Source organism: Bradyrhizobium sp. T-12 (genome assembly GCF_058314695.1).
On the sequence record NZ_CM177756.1, the window covers coordinates 3,899,044 to 3,919,100 of the forward strand.

Genomic DNA, 20,057 nt, shown 5'->3' on the forward strand with positions numbered 1-20,057 from the left:
GCGTCCTATTGGCCGCGCCATTGCGGCGCGCGCTTGTTGAGGAAAGCATCGAGCCCTTCGCGAAAATCCTGGCTCGTGTAGCACATCAGGATGAGGTCTTCGCCCTCGTCCCGGGTCAGCCGCCTCTGCAGGCGGGCGACCGCCTGCTTGGTCGCATTGAGCGTCAGCGGCGCATGACCGGCGACCAGCCGCGCGACCTCATCGGCCCGCTTGTCCAGCGCGGCAAGATCCGCGACGACCTCGCCGAGCAGCCCGACGGTTGCGGCTTTCGCGGCATCGACCAGGCGCGCGGTGAAGATCAGGTCCTTGACGCGCGCGGCGCCAATCAGCGCGGTGAGACGGCTGACATTGGACATCGACAGGCAATTGCCGAGCGTCCGGGCGATCGGAAATCCGATCTTCGCGCTTGCCGTGCCGATGCGCAGGTCGCAGGCCGCGGCAATGCCCGCACCACCGCCCGTGCAGAAGCCGTTGATCGCCGCGATGGTCGGCACGCGGCACGCTTCCAGCGTGGTCAGCACCCGATCGATGCGGTTCTCGTAGTCGATCGCGTCCTGCGGCGTCTTGAACCCGCGGAACTGGTTGATGTCGGTGCCCGAGGCAAACGCCTTGTCGCCGGCCCCGCGCAGCACCAGCACCTTGATCGAGGGGTCGCCGTTCGCCTGCTCGCAGATCGCGGCGAGCCGTTCATACATGGCGAAGGTGAAGGCGTTACGGGCCTGCGGGCGGTTGAAGGTGATCCGCCCGATGCCGTCATTGCATTCAAAAACGAGGTCGTCCGCCTCCGCAGCTAGGTCCATTTCCTCATGTCCTCTTGTTTTTTACATTTTTGAATGCAAAATCTGCGATAAGCAAGCTGGAACTTGCAGATTTCGACAGATTCCCGCATTTTTGAATTCAAAGGGAGCGCTGGTGCCATGCTTCATGAAGACGTCGTCGGACGCATCCGCGCCATTCTGCTCGACGGCGAAATCCCGCCGGGCGCCCGGATTCCCGAGCGCGAGCTGTGTGAGCGGCTCGGGATCTCGCGCACACCGCTGCGCGAGGCGCTCAAGGTGCTCGCCGCCGAAGGCCTCGTGCAGCTCTTGCCGCATCGCGGCTCGCGCGCGGCAAAGCTGACCGACAAGGACATGCGCGACCTGTTCGAGGTCTGCCAGGGCCTCGAGGCCCTCGCCGGCGAGCTCGCCTGCGAGCGCATCACGGATGCCGAGATCGACGCGATCGCCGCAGCGCACGCACAGATGGTGCAGCATTATCGCGACGGCGATCTGATCCAGTACTACCGCGGCAACCGCGCCATTCACGAAGCCATCGTCAGCGCAGCCGGAAACCCCGTGCTGGCGGGGCTTTACACATCCGTGACTGCGCGCATCCGCCGCGCGCGTTATGTCACGCCGATGACGCCGCAGCGCTGGGCCCTCGCCGTGAAGGAGCACGAGGCCATCCTGAATGCGCTGCAGAGGCGCGACGGCGCCGGCCTCTCCCATATCCTGCGTGCGCATCTGCGCCACAAGCGCGAAGAGGTGCTGCAGGCGGGCTTTGCCGAGACGGAAGCAAGCGAACTCGCGCTGAGAATTGCGTAAGGCGCAATTCACGATGCGTTGGATCGCACACAGCGCGTCCACACGCGACCTTCCCGCTCGGCCGCCCCTTCCCGCTCCGCGCGAATTGGCGCACTAATTCCACTTGCTAGCTTGTCGCCCCCGGCGCAGCATACTTTTCTGCCGGCCCGCGGCCACGTCGCCGCTCAGGCCGGCCCCAACGCGCGAACAATCGCGCAAGACAAAAGACAAAAGCGGAGGAAACGCATGACAATCGATGTCTCACGTCGATCCCTACTTGCCCTTGGAGCCGGCCTTGGTGCCAGCGCGATGCTCGGCAGCAGCGCGTTGGCGAAGGCTCCCAAGCTCGGCACCCAGACGCCGTACTGGCACCGCTTCGTTCTCGGCGATGCCGAAGTGACCGTCGTGTCCGACGGACCGCTGCCGCTCGGCGACCCCTCCGGGACCTTCACCGGCGTTCCCAAGGAAGAGGTCAAGAAGATGCTGGCGGACAATTTCCTGTCGCCGGACAACGTCGTGCTCGAACAGAACTCGCCGATCGTAAATACCGGCGACAAGCTCATCCTGTTCGACACCGGCATGGGCTCGTCGAAGATGTTTGGCGCCAGCACCGGGCGGCAGCAGAAGAGCATGATGGAGGCCGGCATCAAGCCGGAGGACATCGATGCCGTGGTGTGCTCACACGCCCATATCGACCACATCGGCGGCATCGTCGATGCCAACGACAAGCCGCTGTTCCCGAACGCGCAGATCTACATCTCCCAGACCGATTTCGACTTCTGGACCGACGAGGGCAAGCTCGGCAGCCCGGCCAAGGACTTCGTCGTTCACGCCCGCAAGAACCTGCTGCCGGTTCGCGACCGGATCAAATTCTTCAAGGACGGCGAGGAATTCCTGCCCGGCGTGCAGGCGATCTCGGCGCCCGGCCACACCGTCGGCCACACCATCTTCATGGTGTCGTCGGCCGGCAAGTCGTTCGCTTTCCTCGGCGATCTCTCGCACCATTCCGTGCTGCTGCTCGAACGGCCGCGGATGGAGTTCTCGTACGACACCGATCCGAAGCAGGCGGCGGAGTCGCGCGTCAAACTGCTGACGATGCTGGCGGCCAACAAGACGCCGGTGATGTCCTATCACTTCGCCTGGCCGGGCTACGGCCATGTCGCCAAGGCCGGTGAAGGCTTCCACTACTATCCCGAACCGATGAAGATGGCGTTGTAGCTCGTCACACCAGGTCCGGGCGGCGCATGCGCTGCCCGGACCCGTCTGATCAAGTCGCGCCGCAATTTCCGCTTTTCGTAATATCTATAAATCCGATTGTAACCGTCCATATTATTCGTTTGTCAAAACCATTCTCCTGCGTAGCGTAAGCCGCGTGGCATCGCCGGCCGGCCGCAACGGCCGCGTCGGCAGACGCCTCACGCACCAGGAGCGACCATGACCACGACGTCACAGAGCGAAACGTCATTCTCCCAACTGCTGCTCCGTTGGATCGCCCATCGGCTGTCACTGACGATGGCGGCGATCAGGCCGGTTTATCGCGCCGGCGACATCGCCGCCGCCGCCGCCGCGAGCAACAGTCCCTCCGGCGCGTAAAGCCGATCCTCAGCGTCGCTTGCGCCCGCGGTTCAGCGGAGTTTCCGTTGCGCGACGGGCCTGCTCGGCCGCGAGGTCACGCATGGTCGCGATCGCGCTCGAGACGTGTGCGTCCGGCTGGTCGACCGAGTAGACGACATAGGCCGGCATCGAAAATTTCGGCGCGCCGCCAACGAGGTGCAGCCGCCGCGCCCTCAGCAGCGGCTCGACGATCCGCTGCGCGAAGTAGCCCGAACCGCCGTTGGCCAGGACATGCCGCAGCCCGAGCCAACCGATATTCGCCGTCAGCGCGGGGCCTGCGAAATTCGGGAAGACGGCGCTGTGGCGGGCGTAGAACTCCGGGCCCCAATCGACGTAGACGTAGCCGTTCTCCGGCTCCGGCCCGCTCCTCGGGTTGGTCGAGACGAGCACGAGCTGCTCCTCGAACAGCAGTTCGACCTTGAGGCCGGGGCGACTTTGCGGCGTGTACATGACGCCGATGTCGATGCGTCCTTCGACCAGCCCTTGCATCAGCTCCGGCTCGAGCGCGCTTTCGGCGCGGATAGAGATCTGCGGATTGGCCTCCTGCATGCGCGGCACCCAGAGCAGCAGGAATTCCTCCCACAGGCCGATGCGCCCGCCGACCACGAGCGCGCCGCTAAAACCTTTGGGGATTCCGACGTCGTGCCGGGCCTGTTCGACAGTGCGCACCAGCGTGGAGGCGTGCCGCTGAAACTGGCGGCCCGCCGCCGTCAACGCCGCACCGGCCTTGTTGCGAACGAACAGCGTGCAGCCGAGCAGCTCTTCGAGGGAATGGATGCGCGTGCTGACGGTGGACTGGCTGACGTGAAGCCGCTCGGCGGCCGTGATGAAATTGCCGGTCGCAACCACGGTCAGGAATGTCCGCGCCAGCTCGGTATCCACGACCCCCTCACATCGATCTTTTCGATATGAAAGGCGCTCTCTTCAGCAATGTCAAACGGACGGCCCTGAAACCTAACAACCGAGCTTGTCGGCGATCCCGCCAAAATCCTTGGCAACGATGTCCCATTTGCCGGTCGCTTCGAAATCGACCTTCTGAAGCGGACCATACTCCGTCGGACGTGCCACGAACGCGGTCTTCAGCCCGTTCTTCTGCGCGGCCGCGAGATCGCCGTTGTGGGCGGCGACCATCATCACCTCGCCCGGATCGAGGCAAAGCAGACGCGCGGCACCGAGATAGGTCTCGGGATCCGGCTTGTAATGCTCGAACAGCTCGGCCGACATGATGAGGTCCCACGGCAGGCCAGCGAACTTCGCCATGTTGGTGAGCAGCGCAACGTTGCCGTTCGAGAGCGGCGAGATCACGAATTTCGACTTCAGCCGCGTCAGGCCGGCGACGCTGTCCGGCCAGGGATTGAGGCGGTGCCAGCCCTTGGTGAGATAGTCGAGATCGGCTTCGGTGAGGCCCTTGATCGCGAACTGCGCGACCAGCTTCTCCAGCGAGCGGCGGTGCAGATCATCGAGCATGACATAGCCGCGCTCGGGATGTTGGCGCACGTCGTCCATCGAGGCCATGTACATGCCGCGCCAGCCGTCGACCAAGGCGGTCCAGTCGGCGCTGATGCCGCGCTGCTTGCTCCACCACATGAAGTCGGTGATCAGGCTGGTGCGCCAGTCCACGACCGTACCGAACACATCGAAGACCAGGGCTTTGACGGCGGAGAGATCGGACATGGCGCTTCCTGATTGTTCTTTTTGTCATTCCGGGGCGATGCGCTGCATCGAACCCGGAATCCATTGAGCGTCAGAGTCTGCCGCCCGATGGATTCCGGGCTCTCCGGGCCGCGCCTGGCGCGGTCCCGTCGCCCCGGAATGACGGCAGCTGTTATTGCCTGGCTTAGTCCAGATGGAACTTCGCCAGCTCGCGATGCTCGGCCTTGATGTAGCGCACGGTGCCGGTGACGGAGCGCATCACGACGGTCTCGGTCTCGATCACGCCGTCCTTGCGGAATTTGACGCCGGACAACAGCGACCCCGTGGTGACACCGGTGGCGGCGAACAGGCAGTCGCCGCGCGCCATGTCCTCGATGCCGTAGATCATCTTGGGATCGTTGACGCCCATCTTGCCTGCACGCTCGATTTTCTCGGCGGAATCGAGGATCAGGCGGCACTGCATCTGGCCGCCGATGCAACGCAGGGCCACGGCGGCGAGCACGCCTTCCGGCGCGCCGCCCGTGCCGAGATACATGTCGACGCCGGTATTGTCAGGGTCGGCGCAATGGATCACGCCGGCGACGTCGCCATCCGTGATCAGGCGCACGGCGGCGCCGGTCGAGCGCACGCTCGTGATGATGTCGGCATGGCGCGGACGGTCGAGCACGAGAACGGTGATGCCCTCCGGCTTGACGCCCTTGGCCTTGGCGAGGCGGCGGACGTTGTCGGCCGGGCTCGCATCGAGATCGACGACGCCCTTGTCGTAGCCGGGGCCGATCGCGAGCTTCTGCATGTAGACGTCGGGCGCGTGCAGCAGCGTGCCGCCGTCGGCCATCGCCATGGTGGCGATCGAGCCCGGCATGTTCTTGGCGCACAGCGTGGTGCCTTCGAGGGGATCGACCGCGATGTCAACTTCGGGACCCGCCTTGAGGCCGACCTGCTCGCCGATGTACAGCATCGGCGCCTCGTCGCGCTCGCCCTCGCCGATCACGATGGTGCCCTGGATCGGCAGCTTGTTGAGCTCGCGCCGCATCGCATCGACGGCGGCCTGGTCGGCCGCCTTCTCGTTGCCGTGCCCGCGCAGCCGCGCCGACGACACCGCCGCCCGCTCTGTCACCCGCACGATCTCCAGCGTCAGGATGCGCTCGAGCAATGCCTGCGGCGGGACTGAAATATGGGTCGACATCGGCTAACTCCTTCAAACGGTTCTGGGCAGACTCTCTCTGCCCACATCAATTCGCAACGCCCACGATTCGTTCGAACGAACCGCCTCAGTTCTTCTCGATCCGGATCACCTGCGGCCGTCCGCTGATCACCTTGTCCTTCTGCACGGCGGCGAGCGCACGGCGCACGGCGTCCTCATGCGTCGCGTAGGTGATCAGGATGACGGGCACGGGGACGGCCTTGCCGTTCTCGGGCGCAACGCCGCCATTGGGATGACGCTGCACGATCGACTCGATCGAAATCTTCTGCTCCGCAAGCCGCGTCGCGATCGCGGCCGCGGTGCCGGGGAAATCGCGCGCCAGCAGGCGGATGTAATAGCCGCCCTCGTGGCGCTCCATCGGCGCCTTCTTGGTGTCGCGCAATTGGGCAATGGGCCGGCCGAACGGATTGGCGCGGATGCCGCGCGCGACGTCGGCGATGTCGGCGACGACGGCGGATGCGGTGGCCGCGCCGCCGGCGCCAGGGCCGACCAGCGTGATCGGCGGAATGCCCTCGCCGTCGATCGTGACCGCATTGGTGACACCCATCACCTGCGCGATCGAGGAGGATTTTGGAACCATGGTCGGATGCACGCGCTGCTCGATGCCCTTGGCGGTGCGCACCGCAACGCCGAGCAGCTTGACGCGATAGCCGAGATCGGACGCCGCGCGCAGATCTTCCGGCGCAATGGATGAGATGCCTTCGACATACACCGCGCTTTGAGCAACTTTCGTGCCGAAGGCGAGGCTGGCGAGGATCGCGAGCTTTTGCGCGGTGTCGTGACCATCGACGTCGAACGACGGGTTGGCCTCGGCATAGCCGAGCCGCTGCGCGTCCTTGAGGCATTCCGCGAAGGACAGGCCCTCCTGCTCCATCCGGGTCAGGATGTAATTGCAGGTGCCGTTGAGGATGCCGTAGACGCGGTTGATGCCGGTGCCGGCAAGCCCCTCGCGCAAGGTCTTGATGACGGGGATCGCGGCGCCGACGGCTGCCTCGAAATTCAGCGCACCGCCGTGCTTTTCGGCCGCCTTGGCGAGCTTGAGGCCGTGCTTGGCCAGCAGCGCCTTGTTGGCGGTGACGACCGACTTGCCGGCGTTGAGGGCAGCCTCCACCGCAGACAGCGCGGGATCGCCGGCGCCGCCCATCAGCTCGACGAAGCAGTCGATGCCGGGATGCATGGCCAGCGCCAAGGGATCCCGGACCCATTCGACGCCGCGCAGATCGACGCCGCGCTTCTTCGCCTTCGAGCGCGCGGTGACGGCGACGACGCGGATGCCGCGGCCGCTGCGGCCCGCGAGCACACGGGCCTGCGTTTCGATCAAACGGACCACTTCGGCGCCCACGGTGCCGAGCCCCGCTATGCCCACTTTCAGGGGTGCAACCATGATGACTTAGAAAACCTGCCGAAGAGAACTCAACGCCGATTGGCGAGCGGAACGACGTTGTGCAACGTTTCGATGCCGCTTTCAAGGAAGCGTCGCACGCCGCGCGCGGCCTGCCTGATCCGTTGCTCGTTTTCCACCATGGCGATGCGGACATATCCTTCACCATGCTCGCCGAAGCCGACGCCGGGCGAGACCGCGACGCCGGATTTCTCCACCATCAGGGTGGCGAACTGCATGCTGCCGACGCTGCGGAAGGCCTCCGGCAGCGGTACCCAGGCGAACATCGAGGCCTCCGGCGGCGGGATCTCCCAGCCGGCGCGGCCGAACGATTCCACCAGCGCATCGCGGCGCTTGCGATAGGTGTCGCGCATCTCCTTGATGCAATCGTCCGGGCCGTTCAGCGCCGCGGTCGCGGCGACCTGCACCGGTGTGAACGCACCGTAGTCCAGATAGGATTTGACGCGGGCGAGCGCGGCGATGACGCGCTCATTGCCGACCGCAAAGCCCATGCGCCAGCCGGCCATCGAATAGGTCTTCGACATCGAGGTGAACTCGACGGCGACGTCCATCGCGCCCGGCACCTGCAGCACCGAGGGCGGCGGATTGTTCTCGTCGAAATAGACCTCGGCATAGGCCAGATCCGACAGGATCAGGATCTCGTGCTTCTTCGCGAACGCGACGAGGTCCTTGTAGAAGTCGAGGCTCGCGACATAGGCCGTCGGGTTCGACGGATAGCAGACGACGAGCGCGAGCGGCTTCGGGATCGAATGCACGATCGCCCGCTCCACCGCCTCGAAGAACTGCGGCGTCGGCTCGGAGGGCACCGAGCGGATCACGCCGCCCGCCATCAAAAAGCCGAAGGCGTGAATCGGGTAGCTCGGGTTCGGACACAGGATGACGTCGCCGGGCGCCGTGATCGCCTGCGCCACGTTGGCAAAGCCTTCCTTCGAGCCGAGCGTCGCCACGATCTGGGTGTCGGGGTTGAGCTTCACGCCGAAGCGGCGGGCGTAGTAGCCGGCCTGGGCGCGGCGCAGGCCGGGGATGCCGCGGGAGGCCGAGTAGCGGTCGGTGCGCGGCTTGCCCAGCGTCTCCTTCAGCTTCTCCAGCACATGCGCCGGGGCCGGCAGATCCGGGTTGCCCATGCCGAGGTCGATGATGTCGGCGCCGGCATTCCGCGCGGCCGCCTTGGCCCGGTTGACCTGCTCGAATACGTAGGGCGGAAGGCGGCGGATGCGGTAAAATTCTTCCATGGCTCTCTGGGCTCCGGGCAACCGGTCAGGACAGAATCGACGGAACAGGACGGCGACTCGAAAAGGGGTTCCGTCTCCTCGCGAAAATTACTCAAAATCAGATACTTAGAGCAATCATCGACAACGCGGACTGAAGTCGTTCGCCCTGACTGTCGGCTGAACCGGGGTCTTTTAGCACGGCAAGGCGGGGGCGCCAGCGATTACCTTGCAGCGCCTCACTTGGCATCCTTGCTGGCGGCGGCCTGGCGATCGCGCGCAGCGGCGAGCTCGGCCTCGATCTTGGCGCGCTGCTCTGGCGGAATGACCGCTTGATTGCGATCCGGCGGCAGGTCGTGCACCGGCAGATAGGTCCCGGGCTCCTTGGGATGCGCCTGCGCGTCCGCGGGCGTCATATCCGCGAATTGACTCGAACAACCGCCCAACACAAATGCCACGCTCAGAAGCGCGCCACCGATCAGCAGCGACCTTTGCAGGACCCTCAACGCCAACACTTGGGAAATCCCCTACTCGTCCCAATGCAAGCTGCCGCACACTAACCCGACAACCTGCCCAAGCTCAAACCATTGCTGCCCACAAATGGTACGAGCGAGAAAAACATCAAAGGCCCACGACGGGAGGGTTGCACCGCGATTGTGACAAAACCAAGAAAATTTGTCGCAGTGCAGCACATCTTGGAGCGTGTTTAACGTCAAACATGCGAGCTTCGCGGTGACGAATACGGAATGACTCGTTACTGTTCTGCTCATGAGTATGGCCACGACCGATACGCCCAAACCCGAGACGAAGTTCGATGCGGAAGCCTTCGCGATGAATGTCGCGCGGGCGATGGAGAGCGGCGGCAAGGCGCTCGCGGCCTATCTCAAGCCGCGCGAGAGCGGCGAGGTGCAGGATCGCCCGCCGGCCGAGCTGGCCGAAGTCGTCAGGACCTTCACATCGGTTGCCGAATACTGGTTGTCGGACACGTCCCGCTCGTCCGATCTGCAGACCAAGCTGGCCAAGGATTACCTCGACCTCTGGGGCTCGGCGGTGCGCCGCATGGCCGGCCAGGACGTTCCGCCCGCGATCGCGCCCTCGCCGCGCGACAAGCGTTTTGCCGATCCGGAATGGAAGTCGAACCAGTTCTTCGAATTCGTCATGCAGCTCTATCTGCTCACGACCAAATGGGCGCAGGAGCTGGTGCGCGATGCCGAAGGGCTCGATCCGCAGACCCGTCGTAAGGCGGAGTTCTACGTCCAGCAGGTCACCAACGCGCTGTCGCCGTCCAACTTCGTGCTGACCAATCCGGAGGTGCTGCGCGAGACCGTGGCGAGCAGCGGCGAGAACCTCGCGCGTGGCCTGAAGATGCTGGCGGAGGACATCGCGGCCGGCAAGGGCATGCTGAAGATCCGCCAGTCCAACCCGGACAACCTCGTCGTCGGCGTCAACATGGCGACGACGCCGGGCAAGGTGATCTATCAGAACGAGATGATGCAGCTGATCCAGTATTCGCCGACCACGGAGACGGTGCTGCGCACCCCGCTCCTGATCGTGCCGCCCTGGATCAACAAGTTCTACATCCTCGATCTCAAGCCGGAGAAGTCCTACATCAAGTGGTGCGTCGACCAGGGCATCACTGTGTTCGTGATCTCATGGGTCAATCCCGACAAGCGGCTCGGCAACAAGAGCTGGGAAGACTACATGAAGGAAGGCCCGCTCACGGCGATGGACGTGATCGAGAAGGTCACCGGCGAGATGAAGGTGCACACCGCCGGCTATTGCGTCGGCGGCACCATGCTCGCGACCACGCTGGCCTGGCTGGCCGAGAAGCGCCGCCAGCGCGTCTCGTCGGCGACGTTCTTCGCAGCGCAGGTCGACTTCACCCATGCCGGCGACCTCCTGGTGTTCGTCGACGAGGACCAGATCGCGGCGCTCGAGCAGGACATGAAGGCGGCGGGCGTGCTCGAAGGCTCGAAGATGGCGATGGCCTTCAACATGCTGCGCTCCAACGACCTGATCTGGTCCTACGTCGTCAGCAACTACCTGAAGGGCCAGCAGCCCAGCGCGTTCGACCTACTGCACTGGAATTCCGACGCAACCCGCATGACCGCGTCGAACCATTCCTATTATTTGCGCAACTGCTATCTGGAGAACCGGCTCTCCACCGGCACGATGGTGCTCGACAACACGCTGCTCGATCTCTCCAAGGTCAAGGTGCCCGTCTACAACCTCGCCACCCGCGAGGATCACATCGCGCCGGCGGAATCGGTGCTGTACGGCTCGCAGTTCTTCGGCGGCCCCGTGAAATATGTGCTGTCGGGCTCGGGCCATATCGCGGGCGTCGTCAACCCGCCGGCCTCGAACAAGTATCAGTACTGGACCAACGACAACATCAAGGACGCCAACGTCGCGCAATGGATGAAGGGCGCCGTCGAGCACAAGGGTTCGTGGTGGCCGGACTGGCGGCAATGGCTCGGCGAGCTCGATCCGGAGCAGGTTCCCGCGCGCGTGCCGGGAAGCGAAGCATTCCCGGCGATCGAGGACGCGCCCGGCAGCTATGTCAGGGTCCGCGCATAGCGGAATCTTCCGCGCTTTTGTATAGACTCACTCTCAACACAGCTGCGACGACAGAGGGGATCGAACCATGACGCGCGAATTGTTCTGGCTGACACTGACGGTGATCCTGACCGGGATCCTCTGGATTCCCTACACCATCAACCGGTGTCAGGTCCGCGGTCTCAGTGGCGCGATGGCCAACCCCTCGCGCGGCGACAAGCCGCAATCGGAATGGGCCAACCGGTTGATGTTCGCGCATGACAACGCGGTCGAGAACCTCGTGCTCTTTGCGCCGCTGGTGCTGATCCTCAACGCGATCGACTATTCCACCAAATGGACCGTGCTGGCCTGCGCCGTCTATTTCTGGTCCCGCGTCGCGCATCTGATCGTCTACGCACTCGGGATCCCGGTATTCCGCACCCTCGCCTTCACCGTCGGCTTCCTCGCCCAGGCCGTGCTGGCGCTGGCGATCTTCAAGGTGCTGTGAACGCGAGCCGCGCCTCACGTCAGGGGAACAGCGCGATCTGCTCCAGCCCGGCCGTCTCGGGCAACCCGAACATCAGGTTCATGTTCTGGATCGCCTGGCCGGCCGAGCCCTTCACCAGATTGTCGAGCGTGGAGATGACGATTGCCCGGTTCTTGATGCGGTCGGCGACGACACCGATCTGCGCATAGTTGGAACCGCGTACATTCTGCGTCTGCGGCAGCACGCCCTTTTTCGCGACATGCACGAAGGGCTCGTTGACATAGGCCTGCTCGAGTGCGGCCCGCAAATCGTCGGGCGTCGCGCCATTGAGTTTTACATAGGACGTGCACAGTTCGCCGCGCGCCATCGGGATCAGATGCGGCGTAAAGTTCACCGTCACCGTCGAGCCGGCGGCAAGGCCGATCTCCTGCTCGATCTCCGGCGCGTGCCGGTGGGTACCGACCGAATAGGGCGAAAGCCCCTCGCCCGCCTCGCTGAACAGCGTGTTCTGTTTCAGCCCGCGTCCGGCACCGGTAACGCCCGATTTCGCGTCGATGACGATGTCGTCGACGTCAATCAGTTTGGCCTTCGCAAGCGGTACCAGCGCGAGCAGCGCCGCCGTCGGATAGCAGCCAGGACAGGCAACCAGCCGCGCCGACGCGATTTTCTCGCGATAGAATTCGGTAAGACCGTAGACCGCCTCGCCCTGCAGTTCGAGCGCTCGGTGCTCATGGCCGTACCATTGCGCATAGGTGTTCTTGTCCCGCAGCCTGAAATCGGCGGACATGTCGAGGACCTTGATCCCGGGATTCGCCTCGAGGACCGCGGCGATGATTTCCTGCGTGGTCCCATGGGGCAGTCCGCAGAACACCGCATCGAGCTTGCTCCAATCGACCTTTTCCCATTCCACAAGCCTGGGCAGGTCCAGCATGAAAAAATGCGGAAACACCTCGCTCATGGTTTTGCCGGCATGGGTATTGGCAGTGAGTGCGGTGATCTCGGCATTCGGATGTCGCGCCAACAGGCGCACCGCGTCGGCGCCGGTGTAGCCGGAGGCGCCGAGAATGCCGATCTTCTTCGTGCTCATCACACGCTCCTCCGACATGGATCGGTTACGCCTCTGGCAGGCCCAGCATCAGCCGCATGTTCTGCACGGCCGCGCCGGAAGCCCCCTTGCCGAGATTGTCGAGCCGGGCGACCAGCACCGCCTGGTGATATTTGTCGCTGGCGAAGACGTAGAGCTCGAGCTGATTGGTCTCGTTCAGCGCTTCCGGCTCGAGCCGGCCGCCCTTTGACGCTTCGTTCTGCAGCGGCATCACCGAAACGTATTTCGAACCGGCATAGCGCTTGGCGAGCGCGGCCTGCAGGTCGGCACCGCCAGGCTTGCCGGGCAGCGTGTCGAGCTGCAGCGGCACCGAGACCAGCATGCCCTGGCGATAGTTGCCGACCGAGGGAATGAAGATCGGCCGCCGCGTCAGGTTCGAATAGAGCTGCATCTCGGGCAGATGCTTGTGCTCGAAGCCGAGGCCGTAGAGCTCGAAGGACGGCGCGCTGCCGTCCTCGAAGCTCGCGATCATCGACTTGCCGCCGCCGGAATAGCCGCTCACCGCGTTGACGGTGACGGGATAATCGCCCGGCAGCAGGCCGGCATCGACGATCGGCCGCAAGAGCGCGATCGCGCCGGTCGGATAGCAGCCGGGATTGGAGACCTTCTTGGCGGCCTTGATCTTGCCGGCCTGGTCAGCCGTCAGCTCGGGAAAACCATAGGCCCAGTCCGGCGCGACCCGGTAGGCGGTCGAGGCGTCCAGCACCTTCGGCCCCGAGGCGCCCATGCTGTCGATGAGAGCCACCGTCTCCCTGGCGGCATCGTCGGGCAGGCAGAGAATGACGAGGTCCACCTCCGCCATCAGCGCCTTCTTGGCCGCGGGGTCCTTGCGCTTGTCGTCGGCAATGGTCTTCACGACGACGTCGTTCTGGAGCTTCAGCCGCTCGTTGATGCCGAGCCCGGTGGTGCCGGAGCCACCGTCGACGAAAACGGTGGCCGGCTTCTTGGCCGCGCTGGTGGTCGAGGCTTTGGTGGTGTCAGCGAGGCTCATGATACGCTTCCTTCGAGCATGTTCGTGTCATCAGCGAAAACCTGCGGCCTTGCCTGCCGCATCAATTGTGAGATCTGCTTCGCGTCGGCATCGCCGGCGCCGAGCGCATTGGCGATCGCCGCATAGTCGGCGTCGGATTTGTGCTGGTTGAGCTTGAAGCTGCCTTCGACCTCTTCAACATTCATGACCAGACCCACGATCGCCTTCTTCATCGCCTCGAGCCGGCCCGCCGTCATCTTGCCCGATGTCCACGGCTTCTTCGGCAGCAGCCAGGTCTCGAACTTCTCGCTGAGCGTGTCGATCTGCACCGACAGCTCGTCATCCGTCAGGAGGCGCACGGGCCCGCTCAGATGCACCGACTGGTAGAGCCAAGTCGGCACCTGGTCCGGCGAGACGTACCAGTCGGGCGATACATAGGCATCGGGACCATTGACCGCGAGCAGCCAGGACGCATCGCCGCCCGCAAGCTTTAGCAGCGGATTGTGACGGGCGACATGAAACGCGGCCTGCGGCGTGCCGTCGGCGGCGTAGGTCAGATAGAACGGCAACGGCGAGGCGATCGGCCTCTTGCCGTCAAAGGCGCACATGGTGCCGAAGCCGCGCTCTTCGGCGAATTTCAGGCTCGCAGCGCGGTCCTGCTTGAAAAAGGGTGGCGTGTACATCGTGGTCTCCTGCTGGGCCTTCTTGGGGGCCGCCGGATCAGATCGCGCTGACAGGAGAGAGAATGCCGCGGATCGGATCCAGCGGCAAAGACGATGATCTCAAACGCGATCGACCGCCCAAACCGCAAGACTGCGGCGGCGGCGACGGGCGAACAGAATGGTCGCGGCGTTGATCATGGCGCGCGGCTATAGAGCGAGATCCGGTTCCCGTCAAGGTTCGGGCGTCAGATCACCCGCCAGATCCATTCCATGATCTTGGCGAGCACGTCGCCGAACAGCAGGAGCACGGCGGACCACACCAGTGCCGAGACGAAATTGGCGGCCTGGAAGCTCCAATAGGGCATCTCGAAGATGCCGGCCGCGAGCGGCACCGAGGCGCGCAAGGGGCCGAAGAACCGGCCGATGAAGATGCTGGGGATGCCCCAGCTGCGCACGAAAGCCTCGCCCCGGGGCAGCAGTCCCGGATAGCGCGAGAGCGGCCACATCTCGGCGACCTTCTCCTTATAGCGATAGCCGAACCAGTAAGAGACCCAGTCCCCCAGCGCCGCCCCGAGGCCGCCGGCAATCCAGACCGGATAGAAGCTGATGCCGCTCGCCCCGATCAGCGCCCCGATTGCGACCAGCGCGCCCCAGGCCGGGATCAAGAGCGAGATGAAGGCGAGCGACTCTCCGAAGGCGAGCAGAAACACGATCGGAGCTGCCCAAGCCTGATGAACGCGCACGAAATCGGCCAGGGCGTGCGCATATTGCTCCATCAAAAATAGCCTTCCCGCCCCGTCTCAAGGTGCTGCTCGATGAAAAAGACTGGTAAGCCAAGCACTTGTGTGACATCAAGTCACAAACCTCAGCTCGCCGTAGACCGACGGGTCAAATTGCCGGGAATTGGAGCACCTGCGGCGTAAAATCGCCGGTATTGGTCCGCAACCACACCGCCCGGCCCACCCTGCGATAACCTTTCCCAGACAGAAGTGGCATAGTCCGCCTAATCGATTCGCCGCTCATGCGGCCCTCAAAGCGCATCAAGATATATGTCCAAGCAGTTGAAACCCAAAGCAAAAGACGACTTTTTCGGCGGCGACGAGCCGAAACCCCGCGCCGCCAAGGCGGCGCCGCGCGGAAGTGGCGGGGAAGCCGACTACACCGCGGCCGACATCGAGGTGCTCGAAGGCCTGGAACCGGTCCGGCGCCGGCCAGGCATGTATATCGGCGGCACCGACGAGAAGGCGTTGCATCATCTGTTCGCCGAGGTCATCGACAACTCGATGGACGAGGCGCTGGCCGGACATGCGACCTTCATCGGAGTCGAGCTGACTGCGGATGGGTTCCTGACCGTCACCGACAACGGCCGCGGCATCCCGATCGATCCGCATCCGAAGTTCCCGAAGAAGTCGGCGCTCGAAGTCATCATGTGTACGCTGCATTCGGGCGGCAAGTTCGACTCCAAGGTCTACGAGACCTCTGGCGGCTTGCACGGCGTCGGCATCTCCGTGGTGAACGCCCTCTCCTCGCGGCTCGAGGTGGAGGTCGCGCGCGGCCAGAAGCTGCATCGCATGATTTTCGAGCGCGGCCACCCCAAGGGCAAGCTCGAGGACCTCGGCAAGGTCAACAACCGTCGCGGCACGCGCGTGCGCTTCAAGCCCGACACCGACATCTTCGGGCCCAAGGCCGCGTTCAAGCCGCAGCGCCTGTTCAAGATGACGCGCTCGAAGGCCTATCTGTTCGGCGGCGTCGAGATCCGCTGGAACTGCGCGCCCGAGCTGCTCAAGGGCGTCGAGGACGTGCCGGAAGAGGCCACGTTCCACTTCCCCGGCGGTCTCAAGGACTATCTGGCGGCGGCGATCCACGCCGATACCCTTGTGCATCCCGACATCTTCTCGGGCAAGTCGGGCCGCAACGGCGCGCATGGTGCCTGCGAATGGGCGGTGGCCTGGACCGCGGATGCGGACGGCTTCCTCTCGTCGTACACCAACACCGTCCCCACGCCCGATGGCGGCACGCATGAATCCGGCTTGCGCAGCGCGCTGCTGCGCGGCCTGAAGGATCACGCCGAGCGCGTCGGCCAGGGCAAGCGCGCCTCGTCCATCACCTCGGAAGACGTGATGGTGGGCGCGGCCGTGATGCTGTCGGTGTTCGTGCGCGAGCCCGAATTCCAGGGCCAGACCAAGGACCGTCTCGCCACCGCCGAAGCACAGCGCATCGTCGAGCAGGCGATGAAGGATCCGTTCGACCATTGGCTGTCGGGCAATCCGAACATGGCCAACCGGCTGCTCGACTTCGTGATCGACCGCGCCGAGGAGCGGCTGCGGCGGCGGCAGGAGAAAGAGACTGCGCGGAAAACCGCGGGCAAGAAGCTGCGCCTGCCCGGCAAGCTCGCCGACTGCACCGATGCCGGCACCGAAGGCTCCGAACTGTTCATCGTCGAGGGCGACTCGGCCGGCGGCAGCGCCAAGCAGGCGCGCGACCGCAAGACGCAGGCCGTGCTGCCGCTGCGCGGAAAAATCCTCAACGTCGCGTCCGCCGGCAAGGACAAGCTGACTGCGAACGCGCAGCTCTCGGATCTCGTGCAGGCGATCGGCTGCGGCCAGCTCCTGCACTATCGCGAAGAGGACCTGCGCTATCAGCGCATCATCATCATGACCGACGCCGACGTCGACGGCGCGCACATCGCTTCGCTTTTGATCACCTTCTTCTACCGGCAGATGCCGAAGCTGATCGACGAAGGTCATCTCTTCCTCGCGGTGCCGCCGCTCTACAAGCTGACGCACGGCCAGAAATCGGTCTACGCGCGCGACGACAAGCACAAGGAAGAGCTGATCAAGAGCGCGTTCAACGCCAATGCCAAGGTCGAGGTGAACCGCTTCAAAGGCCTCGGCGAGATGATGCCTGCGCAGCTCAAGGAGACCACCATGGATCCGCGCAAGCGGACGCTGCTCAAGGTGGTCCTGCTGCCCGACGACCGCGACACCACCGCAGATTCGGTGGAGCGGTTGATGGGCACCAAGGCCGAGGCCCGCTTTGCCTTCATCTCGGACAAGGCCGAGTTCGCCAGCGAAGAGCTGCTGGACGTCTGAGCCTCGGCGGCGTCGTAATTAGCTCAAGAGCCCCGGCAAAGCCGGGGCTCTTTTGTTTTGCGGGGGAAGCCACCCTTTGCCGGGATAGTGGCTGCCTGCAGTCCGCCTCCCACCAGGCGATTCCCGGCACCGTTGCCGCGACTCGGCCAACGACTCACGGCGCTCGGGGCGAGGCTGGACTGCCTCCATTTCGGAGACGGCCGAATTTCCTAACGAAATCCTACCAAAAATCGAGTCGGCGAAATTCTTGCAAGCTATTGAAATTGTACGCGCATTCCTGATTTTGGCGCTGCAGCCCCAAATGCGCGCGCCCCGGCGTTTTCCGGCAACTGTGCCTGCCCGGCAACAGCATTTCGGCGCGAAACGTCTATAGTCCGGGACATCAGATGACACGAACTCCAGTGCGCTCGCGCCTGCTACGACAGACCAAGGTTGGGGATTTTGACAATGAAGAAGGTTTTGCTCGCTCTGACCGCGGTTGCCGCGATGACCGCTTCGGCCTCCGCGGCCGACCTCGGCGCCCGCCCCTACGTGAAGGCTCCGATGCCGGCGCCCGTCGCTAACTGGACCGGCTTCTACATCTTCGGTGGCGCCGGCGGCGGCATCTGGGATGCGGACTCCCACACCAACTTCGTTGGCGTTCCCGTGACGATCGATCAGCGCGTCGGCGGCGACGGCTGGTTCGGAACGGTCGGCGCCGGTTACGACTGGCAGTTCAGCGGGACCTGGGTTGCTGGCGTGTTCGCGGATGGCCAGTTCGGCAGCCTGCGCGGCAGCCTGAACGACGAGTTCGCCGCCCTGACCGGCCGCATCAAGATGGAAAGCGCTTGGGCCGCGGGTGTTCGTCTCGGCTATCTGGTTGCTCCGAACGTTCTCTCCTACGTCAATGCCGGTTACACCGGATCGCATTGGTCGGGCACCGGCCTGACCAATCTCGCCGGCACCCCTTCGGGCTTCCACACCGACTCGTTCAACCGCAACGGCTGGTTCGTCGGCGGTGGCGTCGAGAACAACCTGAACATCTTCGGCATCTCGGCGCCGGGCTGGTTCATGAAGACCGAATACCGCGCTGCCTACTACGATCGCAAGGACATCGCCGTCCGCACCGACGTCGGCAACCTCGTGACCACCGACTCGATCAGCTTCAAGCCCTGGGTCCAGACCATCAGCACCTCGCTGGTCTACCGCTTCAACTGGACCGGTCCGGTCGTCGCCAAGTACTGATCCGATCTCACGATCGAACGTCAAAGCCCCGGCATCGCCCGGGGCTTTTTCGTTGCGCGGTACTTGTCCGCAGCCCAGTGCTCGCTCTTCGAAGCACGCAGCGGGCAACTGAGCTGCGATCAGCCACACGCTATCGCTTGATCGCCCCACCCCACGCGTCGCGCCGCTTTATTCGCCGCGACGGCATCTGCCGGCGCTGCCATTGTATCCCACCCAAACCTACGGGTACTGTGGGCCCAAGCTTTCGCGGCTGTGCATGGTTTATGCCCTACACCGCGACAGCAGCGGACCGATGGGAGGACATGCATGCGCAGATTTCTGCTGGTCGCAGGCCTGTTTGCGACTGCCGTCGGGCTGCTCTGGATCGGACAGGGCACCGGCACGGTCCCCTGGCCGCGATCGAGCTTCATGGTCAACCAGCTGCAATGGGCCGGCTATGGCGCCGCCATGGCCGGCTTCGGGCTGGTGCTGATCTGGCAGAGCAACCAATAGAAGAAACCAGGGAATACAAGCATGACATCCAGCCGGTTCGATCTCCGCGGCAAGGTCGCGATCGTCACAGGAGGCAATGGCGGCATCGGCCTCGGCATGGCGCGCGGACTTGCCGACGCAGGCGCCGACATCGCCGTGGTCGGACGCAACGAGGCGAAGTCCAAGGCCGCCGTCGAAGACCTCAGACAGCGCGGCGTCAAGGCGATCGCAATTGCCACCGACGTCACCGACAGGGGCGCGATCGAAGCCATGGTCGCCCGCGTCGCGAAGGATCTCGGCCGCATCGATATCCTGATCAACAATGCCGGCATGAGCATCCGCAAGCCGCCGCACGAGCTCGAGCTCGACGAGTGGAACAAGGTGATCGACACCAACCTCACCAGCGCCTTCCTGTGCTCGAAGCTCGCTTATCCGCACCTGAAGGCCTCCGGCAACGGCAAGGTGATCAACATCGGCTCGATGATGTCGATCTTCGGTGCGAGCTTCGCCACCGCCTATGCGGCGAGCAAGGGCGGCATCGTGCAGTACACGCGCGCCTGCGCCAACGCCTGGGCGCCCGACAACATCCAGGTCAACGCCATCCTGCCGGGCTGGATCGATACCGACCTCACCCGCGGCGCGCGGCAGCAGGTGTCGGGGTTGCACGAGCGGGTGCTGGCGCGCACGCCTGCGGGACGCTGGGGCGACATCGACGACTTCGCGGGCATTGCCGTGTTCCTGGCATCGCCCGCGTCGAACTTCGTCACAGGCACCGCGATCCCCGTCGACGGCGGCTTCTCGGTGATGGCTTAAGGCGCCGCACGAAAAAAGCCCCGGCATCCCTGCCGGGGCTTCTGGGTCCAAGGGG

Annotated in this window: 20 protein-coding genes; 9 read left to right on the top strand and 11 right to left on the bottom strand. The window is 64.4% G+C overall.

The genetic code is table 11. The features are described 5' to 3' along the window. Positions 1-5: 5 nt before the first annotated feature. A complete protein-coding gene (locus AC0WRY_RS18400) occupies positions 6-800 on the bottom strand; it encodes an enoyl-CoA hydratase/isomerase family protein (RefSeq protein WP_194402228.1) in 795 nt (264 codons plus the stop codon). Between the two features lie 117 nt (positions 801-917). Between AC0WRY_RS18400 and AC0WRY_RS18405 the strand changes: the two genes are divergently transcribed. The 3 genes from AC0WRY_RS18405 to AC0WRY_RS18415 all read left to right on the top strand — a co-directional run bounded on the left by AC0WRY_RS18405 (position 918) and on the right by AC0WRY_RS18415 (position 3,155). Next, positions 918-1,583 carry a GntR family transcriptional regulator gene (locus AC0WRY_RS18405; RefSeq protein WP_194402229.1) on the top strand — a complete coding sequence of 222 codons (666 nt, stop codon included), beginning with the start codon at positions 918-920 and terminating at the stop codon, positions 1,581-1,583. A gap of 225 nt (positions 1,584-1,808) precedes the next feature. Beyond that, positions 1,809-2,780, top strand: coding sequence for an MBL fold metallo-hydrolase (locus AC0WRY_RS18410; protein WP_194402230.1), 972 nt, complete (start codon positions 1,809-1,811; stop codon positions 2,778-2,780). A 216-nt stretch (positions 2,781-2,996) separates the two neighbouring features. Continuing rightward, the gene (locus tag AC0WRY_RS18415) at positions 2,997-3,155 is read left to right on the top strand and encodes a hypothetical protein (RefSeq protein ID WP_194402231.1); all 159 of its coding nucleotides are present in this window, start codon (positions 2,997-2,999) and stop codon (positions 3,153-3,155) included. Positions 3,156-3,164: 9 nt separating this feature from the next. On the opposite strand, the gene AC0WRY_RS18420 is transcribed toward AC0WRY_RS18415, so the two are convergent. From AC0WRY_RS18420 to AC0WRY_RS18445, 6 genes are all read right to left on the bottom strand, one after another. Next, on the bottom strand, positions 3,165-4,058 hold the full coding sequence (locus AC0WRY_RS18420; RefSeq protein WP_491120263.1) for a LysR family transcriptional regulator: 894 nt from the start codon (positions 4,056-4,058) through the stop codon (positions 3,165-3,167). 72 nt (positions 4,059-4,130) lie between these two features. After that, positions 4,131-4,850 (bottom strand): haloacid dehalogenase type II, encoded by a 720-nt coding sequence (locus AC0WRY_RS18425; protein ID WP_194402233.1) that lies wholly within the window; start codon positions 4,848-4,850, stop codon positions 4,131-4,133. A gap of 163 nt (positions 4,851-5,013) precedes the next feature. Continuing rightward, the gene (gene glpX / locus AC0WRY_RS18430) at positions 5,014-6,015 is read right to left on the bottom strand and encodes a class II fructose-bisphosphatase (RefSeq protein WP_194402234.1); all 1,002 of its coding nucleotides are present in this window, start codon (positions 6,013-6,015) and stop codon (positions 5,014-5,016) included. Between the two features lie 85 nt (positions 6,016-6,100). After that, positions 6,101-7,417: a homoserine dehydrogenase gene (locus AC0WRY_RS18435; RefSeq protein WP_194402235.1), complete on the bottom strand. Its 1,317-nt coding sequence runs from the start codon at positions 7,415-7,417 to the stop codon at positions 6,101-6,103. Between the two features lie 29 nt (positions 7,418-7,446). After that, complete coding sequence (locus AC0WRY_RS18440) at positions 7,447-8,667, bottom strand: LL-diaminopimelate aminotransferase (protein ID WP_194402236.1); 1,221 nt, start codon at positions 8,665-8,667, stop codon at positions 7,447-7,449. A gap of 215 nt (positions 8,668-8,882) precedes the next feature. Further along, the gene (locus AC0WRY_RS18445) at positions 8,883-9,158 is read right to left on the bottom strand and encodes a hypothetical protein (RefSeq protein ID WP_194402237.1); all 276 of its coding nucleotides are present in this window, start codon (positions 9,156-9,158) and stop codon (positions 8,883-8,885) included. A 253-nt stretch (positions 9,159-9,411) separates the two neighbouring features. Here AC0WRY_RS18445 and AC0WRY_RS18450 point away from each other — a divergent pair, with 253 nt between their 5' ends. Both AC0WRY_RS18450 and AC0WRY_RS18455 read left to right on the top strand, forming a co-directional pair. Beyond that, positions 9,412-11,220 carry a PHA/PHB synthase family protein gene (locus AC0WRY_RS18450; protein ID WP_194402238.1) on the top strand — a complete coding sequence of 603 codons (1,809 nt, stop codon included), beginning with the start codon at positions 9,412-9,414 and terminating at the stop codon, positions 11,218-11,220. A 67-nt stretch (positions 11,221-11,287) separates the two neighbouring features. Beyond that, positions 11,288-11,686 (top strand): MAPEG family protein, encoded by a 399-nt coding sequence (locus AC0WRY_RS18455; protein ID WP_063194325.1) that lies wholly within the window; start codon positions 11,288-11,290, stop codon positions 11,684-11,686. A 19-nt stretch (positions 11,687-11,705) separates the two neighbouring features. On the opposite strand, the gene argC (AC0WRY_RS18460) is transcribed toward AC0WRY_RS18455, so the two are convergent. The 4 genes from argC (AC0WRY_RS18460) to AC0WRY_RS18475 form a co-directional block, all read right to left on the bottom strand. Continuing rightward, positions 11,706-12,752, bottom strand: a complete 1,047-nt coding sequence (gene argC / locus AC0WRY_RS18460) for an N-acetyl-gamma-glutamyl-phosphate reductase (protein WP_194402239.1) — start codon at positions 12,750-12,752, stop codon at positions 11,706-11,708. 25 nt (positions 12,753-12,777) lie between these two features. Then, positions 12,778-13,761 carry an N-acetyl-gamma-glutamyl-phosphate reductase gene (gene argC / locus AC0WRY_RS18465; RefSeq protein ID WP_491120268.1) on the bottom strand — a complete coding sequence of 328 codons (984 nt, stop codon included), beginning with the start codon at positions 13,759-13,761 and terminating at the stop codon, positions 12,778-12,780. Beyond that, on the bottom strand, positions 13,758-14,423 hold the full coding sequence (locus AC0WRY_RS18470; protein ID WP_194402241.1) for an FMN-binding negative transcriptional regulator: 666 nt from the start codon (positions 14,421-14,423) through the stop codon (positions 13,758-13,760). The genes argC (AC0WRY_RS18465) and AC0WRY_RS18470 overlap by 4 nt, the downstream gene beginning before the upstream one ends. 224 nt (positions 14,424-14,647) lie before the next feature. After that, on the bottom strand, positions 14,648-15,178 hold the full coding sequence (locus AC0WRY_RS18475; RefSeq protein WP_194402242.1) for a DedA family protein: 531 nt from the start codon (positions 15,176-15,178) through the stop codon (positions 14,648-14,650). A 273-nt stretch (positions 15,179-15,451) separates the two neighbouring features. Here AC0WRY_RS18475 and parE point away from each other — a divergent pair, with 273 nt between their 5' ends. The 4 genes from parE (at position 15,452) to AC0WRY_RS18495 (ending at position 20,002) form a co-directional block, all read left to right on the top strand. Continuing rightward, complete coding sequence (gene parE / locus AC0WRY_RS18480; RefSeq protein WP_211417183.1) at positions 15,452-17,494, top strand: DNA topoisomerase IV subunit B; 2,043 nt, start codon at positions 15,452-15,454, stop codon at positions 17,492-17,494. Between the two features lie 447 nt (positions 17,495-17,941). Beyond that, on the top strand, positions 17,942-18,718 hold the full coding sequence (locus tag AC0WRY_RS18485) for an outer membrane protein (protein ID WP_194402244.1): 777 nt from the start codon (positions 17,942-17,944) through the stop codon (positions 18,716-18,718). Positions 18,719-19,024: 306 nt separating this feature from the next. Beyond that, positions 19,025-19,210 (top strand): hypothetical protein, encoded by a 186-nt coding sequence (locus AC0WRY_RS18490; RefSeq protein WP_018641722.1) that lies wholly within the window; start codon positions 19,025-19,027, stop codon positions 19,208-19,210. A gap of 21 nt (positions 19,211-19,231) precedes the next feature. Continuing rightward, positions 19,232-20,002 carry an SDR family NAD(P)-dependent oxidoreductase gene (locus tag AC0WRY_RS18495; RefSeq protein WP_194402245.1) on the top strand — a complete coding sequence of 257 codons (771 nt, stop codon included), beginning with the start codon at positions 19,232-19,234 and terminating at the stop codon, positions 20,000-20,002. Positions 20,003-20,057 lie beyond the last annotated feature (55 nt).

Coding starts and splice junctions, on each gene's coding strand:
- AC0WRY_RS18400 (WP_194402228.1), bottom strand. CDS start 800: ATGGACCTAGCTGCGGAGGCGGACGACCTCGTTTTTGAATGCAATGAC.
- AC0WRY_RS18405 (WP_194402229.1), top strand. CDS start 918: ATGCTTCATGAAGACGTCGTCGGACGCATCCGCGCCATTCTGCTCGAC.
- AC0WRY_RS18410 (WP_194402230.1), top strand. CDS start 1,809: ATGACAATCGATGTCTCACGTCGATCCCTACTTGCCCTTGGAGCCGGC.
- AC0WRY_RS18415 (WP_194402231.1), top strand. CDS start 2,997: ATGACCACGACGTCACAGAGCGAAACGTCATTCTCCCAACTGCTGCTC.
- AC0WRY_RS18425 (WP_194402233.1), bottom strand. CDS start 4,850: ATGTCCGATCTCTCCGCCGTCAAAGCCCTGGTCTTCGATGTGTTCGGT.
- glpX (WP_194402234.1), bottom strand. CDS start 6,015: ATGTCGACCCATATTTCAGTCCCGCCGCAGGCATTGCTCGAGCGCATC.
- AC0WRY_RS18435 (WP_194402235.1), bottom strand. CDS start 7,417: ATGGTTGCACCCCTGAAAGTGGGCATAGCGGGGCTCGGCACCGTGGGC.
- AC0WRY_RS18440 (WP_194402236.1), bottom strand. CDS start 8,667: ATGGAAGAATTTTACCGCATCCGCCGCCTTCCGCCCTACGTATTCGAG.
- AC0WRY_RS18450 (WP_194402238.1), top strand. CDS start 9,412: ATGAGTATGGCCACGACCGATACGCCCAAACCCGAGACGAAGTTCGAT.
- AC0WRY_RS18455 (WP_063194325.1), top strand. CDS start 11,288: ATGACGCGCGAATTGTTCTGGCTGACACTGACGGTGATCCTGACCGGG.
- argC (WP_194402239.1), bottom strand. CDS start 12,752: ATGAGCACGAAGAAGATCGGCATTCTCGGCGCCTCCGGCTACACCGGC.
- argC (WP_491120268.1), bottom strand. CDS start 13,761: ATGAGCCTCGCTGACACCACCAAAGCCTCGACCACCAGCGCGGCCAAG.
- AC0WRY_RS18470 (WP_194402241.1), bottom strand. CDS start 14,423: ATGTACACGCCACCCTTTTTCAAGCAGGACCGCGCTGCGAGCCTGAAA.
- AC0WRY_RS18475 (WP_194402242.1), bottom strand. CDS start 15,178: ATGGAGCAATATGCGCACGCCCTGGCCGATTTCGTGCGCGTTCATCAG.
- parE (WP_211417183.1), top strand. CDS start 15,452: ATGTCCAAGCAGTTGAAACCCAAAGCAAAAGACGACTTTTTCGGCGGC.
- AC0WRY_RS18485 (WP_194402244.1), top strand. CDS start 17,942: ATGAAGAAGGTTTTGCTCGCTCTGACCGCGGTTGCCGCGATGACCGCT.
- AC0WRY_RS18490 (WP_018641722.1), top strand. CDS start 19,025: ATGCGCAGATTTCTGCTGGTCGCAGGCCTGTTTGCGACTGCCGTCGGG.
- AC0WRY_RS18495 (WP_194402245.1), top strand. CDS start 19,232: ATGACATCCAGCCGGTTCGATCTCCGCGGCAAGGTCGCGATCGTCACA.